Annotated in this window: 17 protein-coding genes and 1 tRNA gene; 11 read left to right on the top strand and 7 right to left on the bottom strand. The window is 71.7% G+C overall.

All coding sequences use genetic code 11. The features are described 5' to 3' along the window. Position 1: 1 nt before the first annotated feature. The 4 genes from ACFXMF_RS16690 to ACFXMF_RS16675 all read left to right on the top strand — a co-directional run bounded on the left by ACFXMF_RS16690 (position 2) and on the right by ACFXMF_RS16675 (position 5,381). Positions 2–1,168: an acyl-CoA dehydrogenase family protein gene (locus ACFXMF_RS16690; RefSeq protein WP_360314781.1), complete on the top strand. Its 1,167-nt coding sequence runs from the start codon at positions 2–4 to the stop codon at positions 1,166–1,168. A gap of 230 nt (positions 1,169–1,398) precedes the next feature. Beyond that, on the top strand, positions 1,399–2,655 hold the full coding sequence (locus ACFXMF_RS16685) for an alpha/beta hydrolase-fold protein (RefSeq protein WP_360314904.1): 1,257 nt from the start codon (positions 1,399–1,401) through the stop codon (positions 2,653–2,655). 151 nt (positions 2,656–2,806) lie between these two features. Then, a complete protein-coding gene (locus tag ACFXMF_RS16680; RefSeq protein WP_379990657.1) occupies positions 2,807–4,369 on the top strand; it encodes an AMP-binding protein in 1,563 nt (520 codons plus the stop codon). A gap of 52 nt (positions 4,370–4,421) precedes the next feature. Continuing rightward, positions 4,422–5,381 (top strand): DUF1152 domain-containing protein, encoded by a 960-nt coding sequence (locus ACFXMF_RS16675; RefSeq protein WP_379990659.1) that lies wholly within the window; start codon positions 4,422–4,424, stop codon positions 5,379–5,381. Positions 5,382–5,418: 37 nt separating this feature from the next. Here ACFXMF_RS16675 and ACFXMF_RS16670 read toward each other — a convergent pair whose 3' ends face one another. The 5 genes from ACFXMF_RS16670 to ACFXMF_RS16650 form a co-directional block, all read right to left on the bottom strand. Then, entirely contained in the window at positions 5,419–6,960 is a 1,542-nt protein-coding gene (locus ACFXMF_RS16670) for a DUF6745 domain-containing protein (RefSeq protein ID WP_360314787.1), read from the bottom strand. Between the two features lie 262 nt (positions 6,961–7,222). Next, the gene (locus ACFXMF_RS16665; RefSeq protein WP_360314789.1) at positions 7,223–7,549 is read right to left on the bottom strand and encodes a hypothetical protein; all 327 of its coding nucleotides are present in this window, start codon (positions 7,547–7,549) and stop codon (positions 7,223–7,225) included. A 91-nt stretch (positions 7,550–7,640) separates the two neighbouring features. Beyond that, complete coding sequence (locus tag ACFXMF_RS16660; RefSeq protein WP_360314791.1) at positions 7,641–8,309, bottom strand: response regulator transcription factor; 669 nt, start codon at positions 8,307–8,309, stop codon at positions 7,641–7,643. Next, positions 8,306–9,586 carry a sensor histidine kinase gene (locus ACFXMF_RS16655; RefSeq protein WP_379990661.1) on the bottom strand — a complete coding sequence of 427 codons (1,281 nt, stop codon included), beginning with the start codon at positions 9,584–9,586 and terminating at the stop codon, positions 8,306–8,308. The genes ACFXMF_RS16660 and ACFXMF_RS16655 overlap by 4 nt, the downstream gene beginning before the upstream one ends. 218 nt (positions 9,587–9,804) lie before the next feature. Beyond that, on the bottom strand, positions 9,805–12,051 hold the full coding sequence (locus ACFXMF_RS16650) for a putative bifunctional diguanylate cyclase/phosphodiesterase (protein WP_379990662.1): 2,247 nt from the start codon (positions 12,049–12,051) through the stop codon (positions 9,805–9,807). Positions 12,052–12,518: 467 nt separating this feature from the next. On the opposite strand from ACFXMF_RS16650, the gene ACFXMF_RS16645 reads away from it, so the two are divergent. Beyond that, positions 12,519–13,373: an ADP-ribosylglycohydrolase family protein gene (locus ACFXMF_RS16645; protein WP_360314797.1), complete on the top strand. Its 855-nt coding sequence runs from the start codon at positions 12,519–12,521 to the stop codon at positions 13,371–13,373. A 135-nt stretch (positions 13,374–13,508) separates the two neighbouring features. Here the strand turns inward: ACFXMF_RS16645 and ACFXMF_RS16640 are convergent. Beyond that, positions 13,509–13,584, bottom strand: a tRNA-Thr gene (locus tag ACFXMF_RS16640). 85 nt (positions 13,585–13,669) lie between these two features. Further along, positions 13,670–14,467 (bottom strand): STM4013/SEN3800 family hydrolase, encoded by a 798-nt coding sequence (locus ACFXMF_RS16635; protein ID WP_360314906.1) that lies wholly within the window; start codon positions 14,465–14,467, stop codon positions 13,670–13,672. A gap of 288 nt (positions 14,468–14,755) precedes the next feature. Between ACFXMF_RS16635 and ACFXMF_RS16630 the strand changes: the two genes are divergently transcribed. The 6 genes from ACFXMF_RS16630 to ACFXMF_RS16605 all read left to right on the top strand — a co-directional run bounded on the left by ACFXMF_RS16630 (position 14,756) and on the right by ACFXMF_RS16605 (position 21,292). Then, complete coding sequence (locus ACFXMF_RS16630; RefSeq protein ID WP_360314799.1) at positions 14,756–15,610, top strand: NUDIX domain-containing protein; 855 nt, start codon at positions 14,756–14,758, stop codon at positions 15,608–15,610. Then, a complete protein-coding gene (locus ACFXMF_RS16625) occupies positions 15,607–16,821 on the top strand; it encodes a lipopolysaccharide kinase InaA family protein (protein WP_360314801.1) in 1,215 nt (404 codons plus the stop codon). Before ACFXMF_RS16630 ends, ACFXMF_RS16625 begins: the two co-directional genes overlap by 4 nt. 67 nt (positions 16,822–16,888) lie before the next feature. Beyond that, the gene (locus tag ACFXMF_RS16620) at positions 16,889–17,884 is read left to right on the top strand and encodes a hypothetical protein (RefSeq protein ID WP_360314908.1); all 996 of its coding nucleotides are present in this window, start codon (positions 16,889–16,891) and stop codon (positions 17,882–17,884) included. Next, positions 17,881–19,164 (top strand): adenylosuccinate synthetase, encoded by a 1,284-nt coding sequence (locus ACFXMF_RS16615; RefSeq protein WP_360314803.1) that lies wholly within the window; start codon positions 17,881–17,883, stop codon positions 19,162–19,164. Before ACFXMF_RS16620 ends, ACFXMF_RS16615 begins: the two co-directional genes overlap by 4 nt. 253 nt (positions 19,165–19,417) lie before the next feature. Next, positions 19,418–20,215: an electron transfer flavoprotein subunit beta/FixA family protein gene (locus ACFXMF_RS16610; RefSeq protein ID WP_360314805.1), complete on the top strand. Its 798-nt coding sequence runs from the start codon at positions 19,418–19,420 to the stop codon at positions 20,213–20,215. Between the two features lie 117 nt (positions 20,216–20,332). Next, positions 20,333–21,292, top strand: coding sequence for an electron transfer flavoprotein subunit alpha/FixB family protein (locus tag ACFXMF_RS16605; protein WP_360314807.1), 960 nt, complete (start codon positions 20,333–20,335; stop codon positions 21,290–21,292). Positions 21,293–21,372 lie beyond the last annotated feature (80 nt).

Raw genomic sequence — 21,372 nt, 5'->3', positions numbered from 1 at the left:
CATGGACTTCCGAGAGAGCGACGAACACCGGGCCCTGCGCGCCGCGGTGGGCGCGATCACCGACGGATTCGGCCCCGGCTACTTCGCCGAGCACAGCCGCGACCGCCGACCCACCACCGAACTGTGGCAGGCCCTGGGCAAACACGGCTACATCGGCGTCAATCTGCCCGAGGAGTACGGCGGCGGAGGCGGCGGCCTGGTCGAACTGGCGATCGTCTGCGAGGAGGTCGCCGCACACGGCTGCCCGCTGCTGTTGCTCCTGGTCTCCAGTGCGATCGCCGGCGAGGTGCTCACCCGGTTCGGCACCGCCGGGCAAAAGCGCACCTGGCTGCCCCGCCTGGCCGCGGGCACCGGCAAGATCGTGTTCGCGATCACCGAACCGGACGCCGGCTCCAACACCCACCGCCTGGCCACCACCGCGACCCGCGTCGGCGACGGCTGGTCGGTGCGCGGCACCAAGCAGTTCATCTCCGGAGTCGACGAGGCCGACGCGATCCTGGTGGTCGCCCGGACCGGCACCGACCCCGAATCCGGCCGCGCCCGGCTCTCGCTGTTCCTGGTCGACGCCGCCCACCCGCGCCTGACCGCGACCCCGCTGGCGATCGAGGGCTCCGCACCCGAGCGACAGTTCACCCTCTTCTTCGACGACGTACCGGTCGCCCCCGACCGACTGATCGGCACCGAGGGCGACGGACTGCGCCAGGTCTTCCACGGCCTGAACCCGGAACGGGTGACCGGTGCGGCACTGGGAGTCGGCATCGCCCGCCACGCGCTTGCCCGCGCCGCCGACTACGCCCGTACCCGCGAGGTGTGGGGCCGCCCGATCGGCACCCACCAGGCGATCGCCCACCCGCTCGCCGAGGCCGCCGTCGAGGTCGAGTCGGCCGCGCTGATGACGGCCCGCGCCGCCTGGCTGCACGACGCGGGCGAAGCGATGGTCAAGGCCGCCGGAGAGGCCGCCAACATGGCCAAGTACGCCGCCGCCGAGGCGGCCATCCACGCGGTGGACGCCGCCATCCAGACCCACGGCGGCAACGGCATGAGCCGCGACTACGGCCTGGTACCCCTGTGGGGCATGGCCCGCGCGTTGCGGATCGCGCCGGTCAGCCGGGAGATGATCCTCAATCACGTGGCGCAACACACCCTCGGACTGCCGCGCTCGTACTGATCGACACCCCCGTGTGTACCGGTCCGCGCTACGACCGCGGAGGACCCGGCGTACTTGCGTGCGACTTGTGAATGACCCGGTTCGGGACTCGGGATCGACGCGGCAGCACGCGGCCGGGCAGAAGATGGAGAGGCAGGCTGCTCCGCTCCCGGCGCGACTGTGTCGGGTGTCGGCCGGGACCGGTGTCATCGGTCGGGCTCGGCGAAGAAGGCAGTGGAAGCGTGGATCAGATGTTGGCGGGGCGTCCCTTCTGGGACGTGGACATCACGAGCATGTGGTTCGTCATAGGCATGGCGCTGGCCACGGCAGGCACCGCCTTCGCCACCATCTGGTTCTGGAACCGCCCCACGCTCCAGCGCACCCGCCGGATCTGCACGCTGCTGTTCACCCAGCTCATGGTCACCTTCACCATCCTGGCCGCGGTCAACGCGCAGATGTACTTCTACTCGACCCTGTCCGACCTGATGCACATCGCGGACGGGCCGCCGGTGCCGGACGTGTCGGTGTCCACCGTCAAGGTCAAGCACCTCGACCCAAGGCCGGCCGTGCCGTTCTCCGACGACCACGGCAAGGGGCTGCCGTTCATGGTCACCAAACCCCCGCTGACCGACCAGCCCCGAACCCCCAAGCCGCGACGGTCCGGCGCGGACCCCAAACACGGCGTGCTGGTCAACACCTCCATCCAGGGCACCCGCACCGGCTACAAGCTGGACACCTTCGTCTACCTGCCCGCCGCCTACTTCAACGCGGAGAACGCTCGCGCCCGCTTCCCGGTCATCCAGCTCACCTCCGGCTTCCCCGGCACCCCCGACACCTGGCTGCGCCGGATGAAGGTGCACCAGATGCTCGCCGGGCTGATGGAAACGGGCAAGATGCCGCCGACCATCGTGGTGATCGCGGCGCAGAACCCGATCGCGGGCCGGGACAGCGAGTGTGTGGACGCCCCCGGCGGTGCCCGCGCCGACACCTACCTCGGCCAGGACGTACCGGACGCCATAGCGGCCAACTTCCGCACCGCGCCCGCGCCGGCCGGATGGGGCCTGCTGGGCTACTCCACGGGCGGCTTCTGCTCGGTCAACCTGGCGCTGCGCCACCCCGACCGCTACACCGCCGCGGCCAGCCTCTCCGGCTACTTCAAGGCGATCACCGACGTGACCACCGGCGATCTGTACCGCGGCGACGACGCGCTGCGCCGGGCCAACAGCCCGCTGCACACCGTCGACGACGTGCGCAGGCCGCCGGTGCGGATGTACCTGTTCGCGGCCAAGGGCGAGGGCAAGACGGTCCGCGAGGCCCGCGAGTTCGCCCGCAAACTGCGGCCGACGGACAGCGTGAAGGTGCAGATAGAGTCGTCCGGCGGCCACAACTTCGGTACCTGGGCCAGGGGCCTGCCGGGCGCGTTCGAGTGGCTGGGACGCGAACTGGCGACCGGACCGGGCGGCGAGGTGCGCGGGCCGGCCTTCTCGGGCGGGCGACCGCTGCACTGAGACCCCGGCGGCGGGTGGGCGGGCGACCCGGCCGATCCCTTCAATACGGCCCGGTACGGTGCGAGACTTCTGCGGCGCCATCCGAACGGAAGCCCAGGGCCCGCGCCCGGCTCGGGAGCGGGACGCCGTCGCACCGAGACGAGGATCGCCCATGCATCCCGGTGTCACCGCCGCCGCGCACCCGCACCGCCCCGCCGTGATCATGGCCGGCACCGGCCGGGTCGTCGGCTACGCCGAACTGGACGCGGAGTGCAACCGCTTCGCCCACCTGCTGTACGACGCCGGGCTGCGCCCGGGGGACCACGTCGCGATCGCGCTGGAGAACCACCCGCTCTACCTCGCGCTCACCTGGGCCGCGCAGTGCTCGGGGCTGATCTACACGCCGGTGGGCGTACGACTGCATCCGGACGAACTGGCCTATGTCGTGGACAACTGCGGGGCCCGGGTGTTCGTCACCTCGGCCGCGCAGGCCGAACTCGCGGGCGCCATCCGCGACCGGGCGCCCCGGGTGGAGCGGTGGCTGATGCTGGACGGCGCGGTGCCCGGCTTCGAACCGTACGAGGTCGCGGTCCGCACCTGCCCGAGCACGCCGCTCGCGAGCCGGTTCGAGGGCGCGGACATGCTCTACTCGTCCGGCACCACCGGTCGCCCCAAGGGGGTACTGCCCAAACGCGAGGAGCACCCGCTGGGCACCGGGCCGGCGCTGACCCTGTTCCGCCTGATCGGCGCGCTGTACGGGATGGACACCTCGGGCGAGGGCGGCGACGTCTACCTGTGTCCCGCGCCGCTCTACCACGCGGCGCCGCTGCGCTACTGCATGCAGTTCCTGCGCGCCGGGCACACCGTGGTGGTCCTGGAGCGTTTCGACCCGGAGGCCGCGCTGGCCGCGATCGAGCGGTATCGGGTGACGCACAGCCAGTGGGTGCCGACGATGTTCGTGCGGATGCTCAAGCTGCCGGCCGACACGCGCGAACGCTACGACCTGTCCTCGCTGCGCTACGCGGTGCACGCCGCCGCGCCGTGTCCGCCCGAGGTCAAGGAACGCATGCTGGACTGGTGGGGACCGGTGTTGCACGAGTACTACGCCGGCACCGAGGGCAACGGCTACGTCGGCTGCGGGCCCCGTGAGTGGCTCGCACACCGGGGCACGGTCGGGCGGGCGATCCTGGGCACGCCGCACATCTGCGACGGTGCGGGGCGGGAACTGCCGGTGGGCGAGGACGGTCTGGTCTACTTCGCCGACGGGCCGCAGTTCTCGTACCACGGCGACCCGGACAAGACCGAGGCCGGCCGCGATCCGGCGGGCCGGGGCTGGACCACCCTCGGCGACATCGGGCACCTGGACGCGGACGGCTATCTGTATCTGACGGATCGCCAATCGCACATGGTGATCAGCGGTGGGGTGAACATCTATCCGCAGGAGGTGGAGAACCTGCTCGCGCTGCATCCCGCGATCGCCGACGTCGCGGTGTTCGGCGTCCCGGACGCGGAACTGGGCGAACAGGTCAAGGCGGTCGTGCAACCGGCCGAAGGCGCGACGCCGGGGCCGGAGTTGGCCCGCGAGCTGATCGCCTACTGCCGGGCCCGGATCGCGCACTACAAGTGCCCGCGATCGGTGGACTTCCGCGCCGAGTTGCCTCGGCATCCGACCGGGAAGTTGTACAAGCGGCTGCTGATCGACGAGTACCGGGCGGCAGCGTCGGGTTCGACCTGAGGATCGGCAATTGCCTTGGCGTACGGCCCGGGTGCCTTGATACCGTCCGCGCGTGTTCACCCTTGCCGAACCTCCGGTCTTCGCCCGTCTGCGGGACGCCCGTTCCGTGTTGATCGCGGGGGCGGGGGGTGGTTTCGACGTGTTCTCCGGACTGCCGCTGGGGCTCGCGCTGGCCGAGCAGGGCAAGCGGGTGCACTACGCGAACCTGTCGTTCGTGACCGTGGATCGGCTGCCGTCGGCGAGTCGGCTGTTGCCCGGACTCGCCGCGGTGCGACCGGACACATCGGGCAACGACGACTACTTCCCGGAGCGCACGCTGGCGAGCTGGCTCGGGCGCAACGGTTTCGCCGACACCGTCTACGCGTTCGGGAAGACCGGGGTCAAGCCGCTGCGGGCCGCGTATCGGCGGTTGGTCAAGGACCTGGACGTGGACGCGATCGTGCTCGTGGACGGCGGCACCGACATCCTGATGCGCGGTGACGAGGCGTCGTTGGGCACCCCGGAGGAGGACATGGCCAGCCTCGCCGCAGTGGCGGGTGTGCGGGTGCCGACCCGGCTGGTCGTCTCGCTCGGCTTCGGCATCGACTCCTACCACGGCATCTGCCACGCGCAGGTGTTGGAGAACCTGGCGGCGCTTACCCGGGAGGGGCACTACCTCGGCGCGTTGTCGATTCCGCGCGAATCGCGGGAGGGAGCGCTGTACCTGGACGCGGTGGCGTACGCGAACCGGCGCACCCCGCAGCGGCCGAGCATCGTGCAGGGCTCGGTCGCCTCGGCCCTGCACGGGCGGTTCGGCGACGCGCACTTCACCGAACGCACCGGAAACAGCGAGCTGTTCATCAATCCGCTGATGAGCGTGTACTTCACCGTCGACCTGGTCGGCCTGGCCGAACGCTCGTTGTACCTGTCGCGGCTGGAGGGCACCGAGAGCATCTGGGACGTCGCGCGGCGCATCGACGAGTTTCGCGACGAGTTGGCGTTCACCCGGCCGAGGCAGGCGATCCCGCACTGAGGCCCGGCGGGGCGCCGACCGGATCGGTGACCGGGCGTCAGGTCTCGTGCGACGGGCGGTATTCCTCCGGGCTCAGGCCGAACGTCCAGGCCACACCCTCGCGGGCGGTCTCGGTGTCCGGCGGCACGCGCAGCCAGTAGGTGCGGGTGCTGCCGTCCGGTTCGGGCGTGGAGTTGAGCACCTCGACCATCATGATCGGTTCGTCGTCGTCGAGTTCGATCTCCCACAACACGCCGGTCTCGTCCCGATCCAACGGCTGGGCACCGACCTCGCGCAGGTAGCGGTCGTAGCCGTAGATCTCCAGCATCACCCGGCGCAGCTCGGCGTTGTCCTCGTTGTGGATCGCGCGTACGGTCAGCCGGCTGCCGCCGGGGCCGAGACCGCCGACGAAATCGGCCGGCACCGGCATGCCGCGCCACGCGTGCAGCGCGAAGCCGTCGGCGTAGGTCAGCGCGGGGCCGTCGCCGTTGTGCAGCCGCGACTGGTCGTCGCGATGCATCGTGGTGGGCCGTTCGCTGACCAGCACGACCCGCTCGTACGGCCACCACCAGCCGACGTGCCGGGCCACCTCGGCGAGTTCGGCCAGGACCGGGAAGTCGAACTCGGGGAAGCGCTCCTTGAGTCCGTCGAAGACCGCGAGCCAGGCCGCGTCGTGTTGGCCGCCCAGCGCGCTGTGCGTGGTCGCGCGGACCTTGTCCGCGATGTCCCAGCGGCCGCGCGAGGCGGGGGTGCGCACCGAAGGGTCCCACGCGCCGACGCCGGAGTGCACCGCCTCGCGGATGCGCTCGGTGAGCTGCCGGGTGGGCTCCCACAGCCGGTCGGCGCCCTCGGCCCAGGCGAGCTCCCAGCCGCCCGCCCCCAGCACCGCGGTGGCCTGGGCCTTGGCGGCCGTCCAGGGGCCGCTCCAGAGCCGTTCCTGCACAGGCCGGCCCGGCCGCCCGGGCACCTTGACCGACAGCCGGGTGGCGGCCAGGTCGGCGGGCTTGCACGTGCCCGCCGCCACGGTCGCGGCCACCGCCGCCGCGAGGGGCGAGTCGTACCAGACCACCCGCTCCGGCTCGGACAACCCGGCGGCCCGATACACGGCCCGGATGGCCTCCTCGGCGGCGGGCCGATCGGCGGGACCGGTGGCGGCGGCGACGTGCGCCCAGTCGGTGGTGGCCTCGGCCAGGGCGAGCCGATCCGCGAGGCCGAGCACCGGCCGAGGGGCGGGTCGCGGCCGGCCGACGACCGGCGCGTGTTGCGGGGTCGGCCGGGCGCGGTCGGCGGCGGCCCGGGCGTCGTGGGCGGTCGGCCCGGTCGCCCCCGCGGGCTCGGCGGCCCGGGTCGGCGCGTGCAGCGGGGTGCGCCGTGCCCGGTGGGGGCTCGGCTGTGGCGGCTCGTGCGGTGCCTCGTCGAGCGGGGGAGTGGCCCGCGCCGCGGACTCGGCCTCGCGCGCGGCCCGTTCCTCGCGTGCCCGCAGCGCCGCCCAGGCCGCCGCCGCCGGATTGGCGGGCGGCGCGGGCGGGTTTGGCGGGCGCGGGGCGAGGGCCTTGCGCGGCAGCGCGATCCCGGGCAGCTTGCGGGGCGGCGTGGCCATCGTGTCTCCCGTGGTGTGCGGTTGCGCCCGGTCGGCGGCGAAAGCTCGGGCCGGACCGGTCGGCTCGACGCGTCGGATGATCCTCGCCCACCGGATCGGCTCGGCGCGTCGGGGTGTGTCGAGCGCGGAGACCATGGTTCCACCGGCTCCGACCCGGCTGCGGTGGATGTCGGCTCCGACCCGATCCCGAGCCCGCGTTCGAGCCGGCGAGCCGGAAAGAGCCCGGGCCCGAAGGCGCGTCGGCGGACGTGCCGGACCGGATCTAGTCCGCCACCATCCGGACCGCGCCCGGGATGTACTCGCGTTGGCGGACCACTCGGTACCAGCCCTTCGGCAGGTCGATCGTGGCGTGTTCCTCGTGCACGATGCGGGTGGCCTCGTCCAGGTGCAGGTGGCCGATCAGCATCGGTTCCGGGGCCAGGTACAGCGTGCCACTGCCGACCACCGCGTGGGCGTGCCCGGTGGCCTCGCCGAGCGCCAGCACGAGTCGGCCGCGGGCGTCCCGGGGTTTGGTCGGCAGCGCCTCGACGCCGGTGGGCACGGTCTGTGCCTTGATCGGTTGCAGCAGGATGTCGCCCTGGCGAAACATGGCAAACCTCCATCGGGATGGTCGAATCGACGGTGGCTCAACCCCACCGCCGAACACGCTAACCACCCCGACCGACAGGCCGCGCCGCCGATCAGTAGCCCGCCGGCCGGATCAGCCCGGTCTCGTAGGCGTACACCGCGGCCTGGGTCCGGTCGCGCAGGCCCAGCTTGACCAGGATGCGACCGACGTGGGTCTTCACCGTCTGCTCGGCCACCACCAGGCGGGCCGCGATCTCGGCGTTGGACAGGCCCTGGGCGATCAGCGACAACACTTCGGTCTCGCGTTCGGTGAGGTCGCCGACGCGGTCCTTGAGCGGGACCCGCGGCGCACCGGCCAGACGGGAGAACTCGCCGATCAGGCGCTTGGTCAGGTTCGGCGCGAGCAGCGCGTCCCCGGCGGCCACCACCCGTACCGCGTGCGCGAGTTCCTCGGCCGAGGCGTCCTTGAGGAGGAAGCCGGACGCGCCCGCGCGCAGCGCCTCGTACACGTACTCGTCCAGATCGAACGTGGTCAGCACGAGCACCTTGGTCGCCGTGCCGGCGGATCCGGTGATCCGCCCGGTGGCCTCGATGCCGCCCAGCCGAGGCATCCGGATGTCCATCAGCACCACGTCGGGCGCGAGTTCGGCCACCTGCCCGACCGCGTCGAGGCCGTCGACGGCCTGCCCGACCACCTCGATGTCGGGCTCCGCGTTCAGCAGGACGGTGAAGCCCTGCCGGACCATCATCTGGTCGTCGGCGATCAACACCTTGATGCTCACGAATCGCCCCCCAAAGGCAGTCTGGCCACGACCTCGTAACCGCCGTCGGGGATCGGCCCGCCGGCGAAATCGCCCCCCAGCATGGCGACCCGCTCGCGCATTCCGAGCATCCCGTGCCCGCCGCCCGGCGGAGTCGACGGGGCGGACGAATCGAGCGGCTCGCTCGCGGTGTTGGCGACCCGGATCGCCAAGCCGGTCGCCTGATAACCCAGCTCCACCCGAATCGCCGCTCCCGGCGCGTGCCGCAACACGTTGCTGAGCGCCTCCTGCACGATCCGGAACGCGGACAGCTCGACCCCGGGCGGCAGTGCCCGCCGCTCGCCGGTGATCCGGGTGTCCACCTCCAGACCGGCGCCGCGCACGTTGGCGACCAGCTCGTCCAGCCGATCCAGGGTGGGCTGTGGGGCGTGCCGGACGGCCTCGGACAGGTCGTTCTCGGAGCGCAGCACACCCAGCACCCGGCGCAGCTCGGTGAGCGCGTCGACCGCGTTCGCCCGGATGCCGACCAGGTTTTCCTTGAGCGCCTCGGAGGGATTGTCCACCAGATGCGGCGCGACCTGGGCCTGGATCGAGATCACCGACATGTGGTGCGCGACCACGTCGTGCAACTCGCGGGCGATCCGGGTGCGTTCCTCCAGAAGGGTGCGCCGGGCCCGCTCCTCGGCGGTGAGTTCGGACTGGACCACCAACGCGGTCCGGGCCTGCCGACGGCCGCGCAGCGAGGCACCGACCACCGCCGCGATGGTCAGCGTCACCGCGGCCGATTCCAGGTCGAACCTGCGCATGGGGGCGAAGAAGGTGACGTGCAGCAGTGTCCCGATCAGCAGGCTGATCGTCAGCACCTCGAACGTGACGCGCGGCCGGGCCCGCAGCGCGACCATGAACACCGCGGCGGCGTGCAGCGCGATCCCGGTCCCGGTCCACGGGTACAGCTGCGGGGTGTCCGGGTTCGCCGCCAGCGCGACGACGACCATCGCCGCGGTCACCGCCCACCACGCCTGCACCGGCCGGAACATCGCGACCACGATCGCCACCGACGGGGCGCCGCCGAGCAGGATGCCGGCCGGCTGGCTCAGGCCGTACTGCCAGACGAGTTGGTTGATGTTGACCACCGCGGCCGGGATCGCCAGGAACACCAACAACACCGCGGACGCGGGTTGCCAGTCCCGCCAACGGCGCGGCAGCGGGTCGGGAGCGCCCGTCCACAGGTCGGCGCGCAGGGTGCGCACGAGCGCGCCCACCGCCGTCCTGATCCGGCCCCCGCCCTCCCCTCGCACAAGATCAACTCTAGGCACGCCGCACCTCCGCCGTCCGGGCGGGCCTCGTGCGCGCCTTCGGCACCGACGCTAGGCGCGGTCCCCGGCCGCGGACATCCCGCCAGGGGGCTCACCCGTCGAGTGGCTCTCGGGTACTACGGGTATCGGTGCGGCGCATCGCACCGACCCGCACCGACCCGCCGTCGGGGCCGCCGGACCGAGCCGGCGTGGCCCCACCCTCAACTGCGCTCCTTGACCCCCGCCAACATGCCCTCGATGCGGTCCGGCGGCCCGGGCCGGGAGAAGTACCAACCCTGCCCGGCGTCACAGCCGATCGCCCGCAGCCGCTCCGCCTGGACCGCGGTCTCGATGCCCTCCGCGGTCACCGTCAGGCCGATCGCGTGCGCCAGTTCGACCAGCGAGGCCACGATCCGGCCGTCCACCGGATCGGAGTCGCCGGGTTGCCGCAGGCCCTCGACGAAGGAGCCGGCGATCTTCAGCTCGCAGACCGGCAGTCGACGCAGGTAGGCCAGGTTCGAGTAGCCGGTGCCGAAGTCGTCGATCGCGATCCGGATGCCCATCGCGGCCAGTTCGCGCAGTCGCTCCAGCGGACCACCGTCGGTGGACATGATCTGACTCTCGGTCAGCTCGAATTGCAGTCGGCCCGGATCCAGGCCCGTCTCGGCCAGCACCCGCTCCACCTGGCGTACCAGGCCCGGTTCGCGGCACTGGCGTTCGGCCAGGTTGACGCTGATGAAGGGGGCGCCGTCCGGCTCCAGGTCCTGCCAGCGGCGTGCCTCGCGGCACGCCTGCTCCAGCACGTGCATGCCCAGCGGCACGATCAACCCGGTCTCCTCGGCCAGCCCGATGAAGCGGTCCGGGCCGACCAGGCCGTTGCGCGGATGGCGCCAGCGCACCAGCGCCTCGACGCCGAGCACACCGCCGTCGGCGAGCGAGACGAGCGGCTGGTAGTCGACGTAGAACTCGCCGTGGTGCAACGCGGCGGGCATCTCCGCGGACAGCGTGTAGCGCGCCACCTCGCGGTCGTTGCGGTCGGTGTCGAACACCGTCCAGCGCCCGCGCCCGTCGGACTTGGCCCAGTAGAGCGTTATGTCGGCCGCCCGCAGCGTGTCCGCCGGGCTGGTGCCGGCCACCGGCCGCTCCACGATGCCGATGCTCGCGGTGACCGTCAGGTCGTGGCCGCGGATGCGGAACGGCTCGCGCAGCGCGGCGAACACGCCGTCGGCCAGCGCCACCACCTGGCCGGTGCCGGTGGAGTGCTCGACCAGGATGACGAACTCGTCGCCGCCCATCCGCGCCATCAGGTGCCCGGCCTGGCCCGCGTACCGACTCAGCCGCCGGGCGACCGCGACCAGCAACTGGTCGCCCACGTCGTGCCCGAGGCTGTCGTTGACCACCTTGAACCCGTCCAGGTCCAGGTAGCACAGGCCGACCCGGTCACCGGGGCCCGGGTGTTCGAACGCGGCGGTCAGTCGTTCGACGAACAGCGCGCGGTTGGGCAGCCCGGTGAGCTGGTCGTGCATCGCCTGGTGGCGCAGCCGGGTGTGCAGGCGGTGCCGGTCGGTGACGTCCTCCAGCATGCAGACCTGGTACTCGGGGCTGCCCTTGGAGTCGCGGACCAGGGACAACGACAGGTGCGTCCACAACGTCTCGCCGTCGGCCTTCTCGAACTGCTTCTCCAGGGCGAAGTGGTCGCGTTCGCCGCTGATCAACTCGTCGTAGAGCTTCCACATGTGGTCGGTGTCGCCGTCGTGCATGAAGTCGCGGACCTGCCGCTTGCACATCTCCTCGACGCTGGCCGCGAACATCGTGGTCATCGCCTGGTTGACGTCGATCACGTTGCCGTCGACGTCGCCGATCCCGATGCCGATCGCGGCCTGGTCGAAAACGGCCCGAAAGCGCGCTTCACTCGTGTGCAGTGCGTGCTCCGCGCTGTCCCGGGCGACCAGGACGGCGGCGTGGATGGCCTCCTGCTCGTCCAGGGTCCGCCGGCGCAGCGCCTCCGCGTAGCCCGCCGCGAGCGCCCCCATCAGCCCGGCGATGCGCTCCAGGTACGCGTCGGGATCCCGACCGCGGGAGACCGCCTCGCGGCGCAGGATGGGCCACCACGGGCCGACCAGGCCCAGGGTGCGCTCCAGCGTGCCGCTGCCGGTGAAGTGTTCGCCGACGAGGGACGCGCCGACCTCGCGCGCCGCGGCCGGGTCGAACGGCTCGGTGCGCAGCGCCTGCGCCAGGCGCAGCGCCTGGTCGCGCAGGTATTGCTCGATCTCGGCACCGCTCAACGGGACGAAGCTGGTGCCTTCGACGGCCCGGGCCCAGTCGCGGGCGAATCGGCTCAGCGACGGCCTGGCCCCGCCGGCTCGCGCGTCGTCCGTACCGCCGTTCACCCTGCGCTCCCCACGGTGGTCCGGGCGCACATGCCGGTCCCCCGGCACGCCTGGACCCACGCTGTGCCCGGCGCCCATGATGGTCGATCCACCGCCCCACCTTTCCTCCTCGGGGGCGATCCGTCACCGTGCAATGTCGGTGCGGTCGCCGCTCGGACGAGCCGGCCACAATCCCCAGCGGCCGTGTGAACGAGCCACATCACCCGTTATCACCCGTTCGGACGAGCCGGTTGGTACCTCCGGTGTGTCCCGACGATCGCGTGATCATCGTTGACGGTATCCGCCGCGGCGCGGAAACGTCTTGTAGTTGGACACGGCGCGAGGAGCATCACTCCGGAGAGGGACATGTGGTGCGCGCGGGTCCGTACCGAATTGTGGCGTACGCCCTCGCACTCCGGCGCACGCAGGGCTCCCCACGCGACGACTGACGGACCATCAGGTTGCCGCCCCCGGGCAACGGTACGCTCTACCGCCACGAGTCGGCGAGGTGGGGCGCCGTCGCCGCGGTTGCCCGGCGGTCCACCCGAGTGGAGGAAGTGGTCCCGATGTTGGTGGAACTCGCGGTAGGGGATGCGTACGGGGCGGGATTCGAGTACGCCGATCGTTCGTTCGTCGTGCGAGGCAACACACTCGCCGGTTATGTGCAGCATCCTCGTCATCGTGACGTGCTGCCCGGCCGATATACCGACGACACGCAGATGAGTATCGCGGTCGCCGAATGGTTGCTCGGCGACGATCACGGGATACCGGCGCTCGCGGACCTGTTCGTGCGGGCGTACAAGCGTGACGCGCGCGCCGGTTACGCGCGGGGGTTTCGTGGCGTACTGGAGGAGGTCGCCGACGGCACGGAGTTGCTGGCGGTATTGCGGCCGGAGAGCGACAAGAGTGGCGCGGCGATGCGCGCGGGCGTGCTGGGCCTCTTGCCGGACCCGGCCGACGTGCGCCGGATGGCGGCGACGCAGGCCCGGATCACCCACCGCACGCTCGGCGGGATGACCTCGGCGACCGCGGCGGCGCTGGCGGTGCACTACTGCCGGTACGGCCTGGGTCCGGTCGCCGAACTGCCGACGTGGCTGGTGGCGACGCTGCCCGCGTCGACCGGGCCGGCCGTGTGGGCGCAGCCGTGGCGCGGCAAGGTCGGCTCGCCGGGCATGGACAGCACCCGCGCGGCGATCACCGCGCTGGCCGCGCACACCGGCACGGCCGCGTTGTTGAAGGCGTGTGTGGCGTACACCGGCGACGTGGACACGGTGGCCACCATCGCGCTCGCGGCGGCGAGTTGCTCGGCCGAGTACACCCAGGACCTGCCGCCCGCGCTGGTGGCGGGCCTGGAGAACGGCCCCTACGGACGAGAGCATCTCGCGGGCCTGGACGCGCGGTTGGCGGCCCGGTTCGGCTGAGCCGCGCCGGGCGGGCCCGGTCGGCCGCGGCGCGTCGGTGAAAGACCGGCGAAAGATCCGGCCCGGGACGTCCCGAGGGACGGATCGGCGAAACGCGAGAGGCCCCCCGGCGGACCGGGGGGCCTCTCGTTTGCCTGGAGCCCCAATACGGAATCGAACCGTAGACCTTCTCCTTACCATGGAGACGCTCTACCGACTGAGCTATTGGGGCCTGCGCGGCGAAAACTTACCGGATCCGCGTTCGGTTCGCCAACTTGATCCACGAGCGGATCCGGATCGACCTCGTCGGGCGCGCTTCACCACTCGCCGGGGCTCATCGTGAAGTGCGCATACGGGACGGTCCACACCACTTCGCGGGCCGCCTCCGCACGTTCGTCGTAGGCGGTGCCGTGGTCGGCGGTGACGATCGCGAAGCAGGGCCTGCGGCAGCTCATCGCGCGAAACAGCCGGCCCAGGTGCCGGTCCACGTACTCCAGCGCGGCGGCGTGCGTGTCGCGGTTGTCGCCGTCGGCGGCGGTGGCGCCCGGGGTGTGGAACCAGTTCGGCTGGGCGATGGCGGCGACGTCGACGAGCAGGAAGAGTCGGCGGTCCGGGTCGAGGCCGCCGACCACCAGTTCGGCGCGGGCGACCTGGGCCTCGAACGAGATCGGTGAGGTGACGCCGAGTTCGGGGTCCCAGTGGCTCTCGGCGAACATCCCCGGCAACACCGAGTCGAGCGCGCCCTGTTTGTCGAAGCAGCCGACGCCGCCGATGCACGCGGTGTGGTAGCCCGCCTTGGTCAGCGCGCTGGGCAGGTCCGGGGTGTCGAACAACCACGTGTGCGCGTCGGTGGACTCGGTGTCGCCGCGTCGGGCGGCGAACAGGCGCGGGTGCGGGCCGGGGCCCGCCGGGGTGGGCAGGTAGCCCGCCAGGAACGCGGTGTGCGCGGCGAAGGCGAGGGCGGCCGGGGTGTAACGGCGTTGCCAGCCGCCCTCGGGCAGGACCCGGGAGAGGTTGGGCAGCCTGCCGGCCGCGGCGAGCTCGACGGCCACGTCGTACCGCAGCGCGTCGAGCGTGACGAGCAGTAGGTCCTGCTCGCCCACGACGGCGTTCATGTCGGGACCGGTCATATCGGACATGCCACCTTCTCCGCATCTGCTCGGGTGTTCGGGGCCGCCGCCGGTGGTCCGCACGCGGGCGGCGAATGGATCGCCCATGCCTACCAGAGGGAGGCGACTCTTCGAGGGATAACCCCCTCGCCGGTGTCCGGGTCGCCGTGTATGTTGTTCTCAACCTAAGAACATCTCATTCGGAGAACAACCGTCGAGTCGGTGTCGGGAACGTGAACCGGCGGGACTGCGTCGGACGTGCATCGCAGTGGGCACATCGGAGGGAAGTGCGACATGGCCGACACTGCCATCACCGAACGCGAATGGCTCGCGTCCTACGACCCCAGGGCCTGGGATCCGATCGCGGTGACCGTCGACATCGTCGCGCTGACGATTCGCCAACTCGGCGGCGCCGACCGGGCGGGCACCGCGCCGGAGGGCACCGGCGAGGAGTCGCCCAAGGCACTGCACGTGCTGCTCGTGCGGCGCGGCGAGATGCCCTTCGCGGGCCGGCTCGCGCTGCCCGGCGGCTTCGTGCGGCCCGTGGTCGACCCGGACGGCACCCGGCACGAGGAGGACCTGGGCGAGGCCGCCGCGCGCGAACTGGCCGAGGAGACCGGGCTCGCCGCCGGTGCTCGACTCGACCGGGTGCACCTCGAACAACTGGGCACCTACGGTGCGCCCGGACGCGACCCGCGGATGCGGATCGTCTCGGTCGCGCACCTGGCCTTCGCGCCGGACCTGCCCGACCCGACCGCCGGCGGCGACGCCGCCCACGCACTGTGGGTGCCGGTGGCCGAGGTCGATCCGGACACGCTGGCCTTCGACCACGCGCGCATCCTCGCCGACGGCCTGGAGCGCGCCCGTGCCAAACTCGAATACTCGCCACTGGCCACCGCGTTCGCCGGTGAGGAATTCACCGTCACCGAACTGCGCGAGGTCTACCAGGCGGTGTGGGGACAACCCATGCACGCCGGCAACTTCCACCGCAAGGTGCTGTCCGTGCCCGGCTTCGTCGAGGACACCGGCGCCACCACCGCGCGCGGCGGGGCTCGCGGCGGTCGCCGCGCCCGGCTGTACCGCGCGGGCCCCGCACGTCTGCTGCACCCGGCGCTGCTGCGCCCGTCCCCGGAGGAGGACTCCCGATGACAAGGACGCCCGGCACCACCTCGACCACCCCCACGACCTACCCGGCCGCGCTCGACCTGCTGAGCCGCGCACCGGACCCACAGGGCGTCTTCGGGCCCTACGACGGCACGCCGGAGGCGTGTCTGCGCGCCGGCAACCGCACGTATCGCCAACTCGCCCGGCTGCTCCACCCGGACACCGCGCCCGCCGATCGGCGCACCGAGGCCGCCCGCGCCTTCGCCGAGTTGGGCGAATTGTGGAACCGCTATCAGCAGGACATCACCGGCGTGACCGGCCGTCAGGTGGTGATCACCACCAAGCGCCGGGTCTACTCGGTCGGCGAGGAGCGCGCGAGCGGCGACATCGCCACGCTGTACAAGGTCGGCTACCGGGCCGAGGACGACGGCGAGGCGCGGGCGTTGCTCAAGCTGCCGCGTTCGGTGAGCGACAACGACCTGATGGAGCGCGAGGCCACCGCGCTGGAACGGATCGCCCGCGAAGGCGATCCCCAGTACGCGAACTACGTGCCCCGGCTGATCGAGACCTTCCGGCACCGGGACGCCAAGAGCGGGATCGAGCGGCGCGCCAACGTCCTCGAACGGGTGCGCGGCTTCCGCTCGTTGACCGAGGTGCGCGAGGCGTACCCGGACGGCCTGGACGCCCGCGACGTGGCGTGGATGTGGCGCCGCCTGCTCGTCGCGATCGGATACGCGCACCGGGCCGGCGTCGTGCACGGTGCGATCACCCCCGACCACGTGCTCATCCACCCGCGCGAGCACGGACTCGTCCTGGTCGACTGGTGCTACTCGGTGTTGCTCGACGCCCCGGCGGACACCGACCGGCCGGAGGCGATCCTGCGGGCCAAGGCGGTCGAGCACGTGCCGGCGATGATCGACCGGCACGCGGACCTGTATCCGCCGGAGATCCCCGGCAAGCAGCCGCCGGAGACCGCCGCGGACGTCTACATGGCCACCGCGTGCATCACCGGCCTGCTCGCCCCGGACGCGCCCAAGCCGCTGCTGCGCTTCGCCCGAGGCTGCTCGCTGCCCGCTCCCGCCCGCCGTCCGCACGACGCGTGGAAGCTGCTCGGCGAGTTGGACGAACTGCTCGGCAAGCTCTACGGACCGCGCCGATTCCGGCCGTTCGCGATGCCCACGCGCCGCGAGACCAAGGTTCCGGCGCCGGCCGCCGAAACCGCCCGCACCGGCGACGAGCCGGTCGATTCCATCTAGTCGCGGGTCGGCCCGCCGGGCCGACCCGCGCACGGATCCCAACGCATCCGATCGGGGAGTGAGCACCATGGGCAGTGGCAACTGGTCCACCAACGTCTACGACGCGGCGCAGAGCTACAACGCGGCCGCCGGACGCAGCGCGTTCCACTACGACCACGTCACCAAGCGAAGCACGCCGCACAGCGCCTGGAAGGCGCACGACGACCTGGATCCGCGCCTGGCGAGCGTGCGGGAGAGCCGGGACAGCGACGAGCACCCCACCTCGGTGGCCATCTCGGTGCTGTTCGACGTGACCGGTTCGATGTTGCGGGTCCCGCAGACGCTGCAGACCAAGCTGCCCGAGTTGTTCGGCCTGCTGCTGCGCAAGGGCTACGTGCAGGATCCGCAGATCATGTTCGGCGCGATCGGCGACGCGACCTGTGACCGAGTGCCTTTGCAGATAGGCCAGTTCGAGTCGGACAACCGGATGGACGACCAGCTCGGCAACATCCTGCTGGAGGGTGGCGGCGGCGGCCAGAAGCGCGAATCCTACGAGTTGGCCCTGTACTTCATGGCCCGGCACACCTCGATCGACTGTCACGACAAGCGCGGCAAGCGCGGCTATCTGTTCGTGATCGGCGACGAGATGCCCTACCGCCGGGTGCGCCGCGCCGAGGTGAAGGAGTTCATCGGCGACGACCTCGCCGAGGACATCCCGATCGAGCGCATCCTGGCCGAATTGCAGCGCATGTACGAGGTCTACTACATCCTCCCGGCCGGTTCGTCCTACGTGGGCGACGCCGAGGTGCTCGGCGAGTGGAAGGGCCTGCTGGGGCAGCACGTGATCGAACTCGACGACCCGGACGGCGTCTGCGAGACGATCGCGCTGACCATCGGCCTGGCCGAGGACGCGATCGACCTGGACGAGGGCCTGGAACACCTGCGCGAGGTGGGCGCCACCGCCCAGGTCGCCAACGTCTCCAAGGCGCTGGCCTCCTACGCCCGCACCGGCGGCGCGGTGGCCGTCTCCGGCTCGCTGCCCGGCCTCGACGGCGTCGGCGACGCGGGCACCACGCGTCTGTGACACCACGTCATATCGCGGTCGTCGACCTGGGGTTCGGCGACGCGGGCAAGGGCGCCACGGTGGACCGGCTGTGCGCGCGAGCGCGCGAGGAGGGGCGGCCGGTGCACGCCGTGGTGCGCTTCAACGGCGGTGCGCAGGCCGCACACAACGTGGTCACCGACGACGGGCGGCACCACACCTTCGCCCAGTTCGGCGCGGGGACCTTCACCCCGGGCACCCGCACCCACCTGTCCCGGTTCATGCTGGTGGACCCGCTCGCGCTGGCCGCCGAGGCCGAGCACCTGCGCGCGCTCGGCGTGCCCGAGCCGCTCGCGCTGCTCACCGCGGACCGGGAGGCGTTGTTGACCACGCCGTACCACGCGGCGGCCAACCGGGCCCGGGAGTCGGCCCGCGGCGCGAACCGGCACGGGTCGTGCGGAATGGGGGTGGGCGAGACGGCGGCCTTCGCGCTGGCCCACCCGCAGGACGCGCCGCGGGTGGGGGACTGCGCCTCGCCGGTGTTGTTGCGGCGGCGGTTGACGGCCGTACGGGACGCGCTGAGCGCCGAATTCGGGACACCCCTGGGTCCGGACGTGTCGGCCTGCGTGGCGGCCTTCCTGGGCTTCGGGAGGGCCGTGCGGATGGTGGATCGCGCGTACGCGCGCGAGTTGATGCGCGCCGGTCCGGTGGTCTTCGAGGGTGCGCAGGGGGTGCTGTTGGACGAGTGGCACGGGTTCCATCCGTACACCACCTGGTCGACCACGACCTTCGCGAACGCCGAGACGCTGGTCGCCGAGGCGGGCGAGGAGCTGTATCGGCTCGGCGTGCTGCGCACCTACACGACGCGGCACGGCGCGGGGCCGTTGCCCACCGAGGACGCGGCGCTGACCGCCGCGCTGCCGGACCCGCACAACGGGACCGGGCGTTGGCAGGGCGCCTTCCGGGTCGGGCACTTCGACGTGCCGGCGCATCGATACGCGGTCGCGGTGTGCGGGGGAGTGCACGGGCTGGCGCTCACCCACGCGGACGTGCTCGGGCGCCCCGGCGAGTTGGTGGCCGGGTCGTACCTCGGCGAGGAGCCCTCGGCGAGCCCGGTGCCCGACCTCGCGCACGCCGAGCAACTGACCGGGCGGATGTTCGCGGCGCGACCGGTGTTGCGGCCGGCGCCGACGCCCGAGCAGTGGCCGGAATTCGTCGCCGCCGAGCTGGGTGCCCCGGTGACCTTGCTCTCGTTCGGTCCGCGCACCGGTGACAAGTGCGAGCAGCCGGTACTAGGCTCGTATTACTCTCCGGTAACATAGCTGTCCGGAGATCGAGACCGGGCCGGTGGTCAGCGGCTTTGCCGAGACCGCGTACTCTCGAAGCAGAAGTTGACGGACCGTCAGAACTGAATGTGCCCTGTGTCACGCGTGCACCTTCGCGCGAGCGTGGCATCGTGGCGCGGAGATTGATGGATCTTGGGGCCGGAACCGTGGGCCTGTCGCCGCCCCCGTCGACGGGCATGACACCCTCGGACCGGCACCTGGGTGACCGGACGACCACAGGAGAACTGTTGTGAAAATCGTTGTCTGCGTGAAGTACGTACCCGACGCGACCGGGGACCGGGGCTTCAACGACGATGGCACCACCGATCGTGAGTCGGTCGACTCGTTGCTGTCGGAGCTGGACGAGTACGCGATCGAGCAGGCGCTCAAGATCGTGGAGTCCGGCGTCGAGGCCGAGATCACGTTCCTGACGGTCGGTCCGGACGATGCCAAGGACGCGCTGCGCAAGGCGCTGGCGATGGGTGGCGACAACGCCATCCACGTCAACGACGACGACATCGCGGGCACCGACGCACTGGGCACCTCGCTGATCCTGGCCAAGGCCATCGAGCGCGCCGGCTTCGACCTGGTCGTCTGTGGCATGGCTTCCACCGACGCCTCGATGGGCGTCGTGCCGGCCATGCTGGCCGAGCGCCTGGGCGTCCCGCAGGTCACCTACCTGGACGAGATCACGGTCGAAGGCGCCACCGTCAAGGGCGGTGGCACCGTCAAGGGCCGTCGCGAGGGCGACGTGGCCACCGAGCTGATCGAGGCCGCGCTGCCCGCCGTCGTGTCGGTCACCGACCGCACCGGCGAGGCCCGCTACCCGTCCTTCAAGGGCATCATGGCGGCCAAGAAGAAGAACGTGGAGTCGCTGGACCTGGACGACCTGGGCATCGAGTCGGACCAGGTCGGCCTGTCCGCGGCCTGGTCGATCGTGGACACCGCGACCAAGCGCCCGCCGCGTGCCAAGGGCGAGGTCGTCGAGGACGAGGGCGAGGGCGGCGTGCAGCTGGCCGCGTTCCTCGCCGCCAAGAAATTCATCTGAGTCGGTCGGCAGCACCGGACTGTTTCGACACGTTTGTGTCGGTCGCTCCTCGGGACGACCAAGCATCGCAACCCGGCCGGAGAAATCCGGGCCGACCGGACAAGGAGAGAACCCCACATGGCCGAGATTCTCGTTCTCGTCGACCACGCCGACGGCGCGGTTCGCAAGCCGACCCTGGAACTGCTGACCCTGGCCCGCCGCCTCGGTGAGCCGGCCGCGGTCTTCCTGGGCAAGGGCGCCGAGGGTGCCACCGAGACGCTGGGCAGGTACGGCGCGCAGAAGGTCTACGTCGTGGACGCCCCCGAGGTCGCCGACTACCTCGTCGCCCCGGCCGTCGACGCGCTGACCCAGATCGCCGAGGGCGGCGAGCCGGGCGCGATCCTGGTCGCCTCCTCCGCCGAGGGCCGCGAGATCGCGGCGCGCGTCGCGGTGCGCCTGGAGTCGGGCCTGATCACCGACGCGGTCGACATCGAGGCCGGCGCCGACGGCCCGGTCACCGAGCAGTCGGTGTTCGCGGCGACCTACCAGGTCAAGGCACACGTCACCAAGGGCACCCCGATCATCACGGTCAAGCCCAACGCCGCCACCCCGGAGGAGGCCCCGGCCACCCCCGCCGTGGAGGCCGTGACGGTCGACTTCACCGCCCTCGCCACCGGTACCAAGGTCGTCTCGCGCGCCCCGCGCGAGAAGTCCGACCGCCCCGAGCTGACCGAGGCCGACATCGTCGTCTCGGGTGGCCGCGGCGTCAACGGCGCGGAGAACTTCCACGTGATCGAGTCGGTCGCGGACGCGCTCGGCGCGGCCGTGGGCGCCTCCCGCGCGGCGGTCGACGCCGGCTGGTACCCGCACAGCCACCAGGTCGGCCAGACCGGCACCCAGGTCTCCCCGCAGCTCTACGTCGCGGTGGGCATCTCCGGCGCGATCCAGCACCGCGCGGGCATGCAGACCTCGAAGACCATCGTCGCGATCAACAAGGACGAGGACGCGCCGATCTTCGACCTGGTCGACTACGGCGTGGTCGGCGACCTGTTCAAGGTGATGCCGCAGCTCGAGGCGGAGATCAACAAGCGCAAGTAGGTGGTGGTGGGTCGACGCCGCCCTGTCGGGGTGGCGTCGCTCAACGCTTATCGCTCGCCGCGACCCCGCGCCGGCAGGAC

Source organism: Embleya sp. NPDC059213, assembly GCF_042754445.1.
In the GTDB taxonomy this organism is placed as follows: Bacteria; Actinomycetota; Actinomycetes; order Streptomycetales; family Streptomycetaceae; genus Embleya.
The sequence above is the reverse complement of the archived record's forward strand: the minus strand, read 5'-3'. Positions and strand labels throughout refer to the sequence as shown.

Coding starts and splice junctions, on each gene's coding strand:
- ACFXMF_RS16670 (WP_360314787.1), bottom strand. CDS start 6,960: ATGGCCACGCCGCCCCGCAAGCTGCCCGGGATCGCGCTGCCGCGCAAG.
- ACFXMF_RS16630 (WP_360314799.1), top strand. CDS start 14,756: ATGGCCGACACTGCCATCACCGAACGCGAATGGCTCGCGTCCTACGAC.
- ACFXMF_RS16650 (WP_379990662.1), bottom strand. CDS start 12,051: ATGGGCGCCGGGCACAGCGTGGGTCCAGGCGTGCCGGGGGACCGGCAT.
- ACFXMF_RS16620 (WP_360314908.1), top strand. CDS start 16,889: ATGGGCAGTGGCAACTGGTCCACCAACGTCTACGACGCGGCGCAGAGC.
- ACFXMF_RS16645 (WP_360314797.1), top strand. CDS start 12,519: ATGTTGGTGGAACTCGCGGTAGGGGATGCGTACGGGGCGGGATTCGAG.
- ACFXMF_RS16690 (WP_360314781.1), top strand. CDS start 2: ATGGACTTCCGAGAGAGCGACGAACACCGGGCCCTGCGCGCCGCGGTG.
- ACFXMF_RS16680 (WP_379990657.1), top strand. CDS start 2,807: ATGCATCCCGGTGTCACCGCCGCCGCGCACCCGCACCGCCCCGCCGTG.
- ACFXMF_RS16625 (WP_360314801.1), top strand. CDS start 15,607: ATGACAAGGACGCCCGGCACCACCTCGACCACCCCCACGACCTACCCG.
- ACFXMF_RS16665 (WP_360314789.1), bottom strand. CDS start 7,549: ATGTTTCGCCAGGGCGACATCCTGCTGCAACCGATCAAGGCACAGACC.
- ACFXMF_RS16685 (WP_360314904.1), top strand. CDS start 1,399: ATGTTGGCGGGGCGTCCCTTCTGGGACGTGGACATCACGAGCATGTGG.
- ACFXMF_RS16635 (WP_360314906.1), bottom strand. CDS start 14,467: ATGAACGCCGTCGTGGGCGAGCAGGACCTACTGCTCGTCACGCTCGAC.
- ACFXMF_RS16605 (WP_360314807.1), top strand. CDS start 20,333: ATGGCCGAGATTCTCGTTCTCGTCGACCACGCCGACGGCGCGGTTCGC.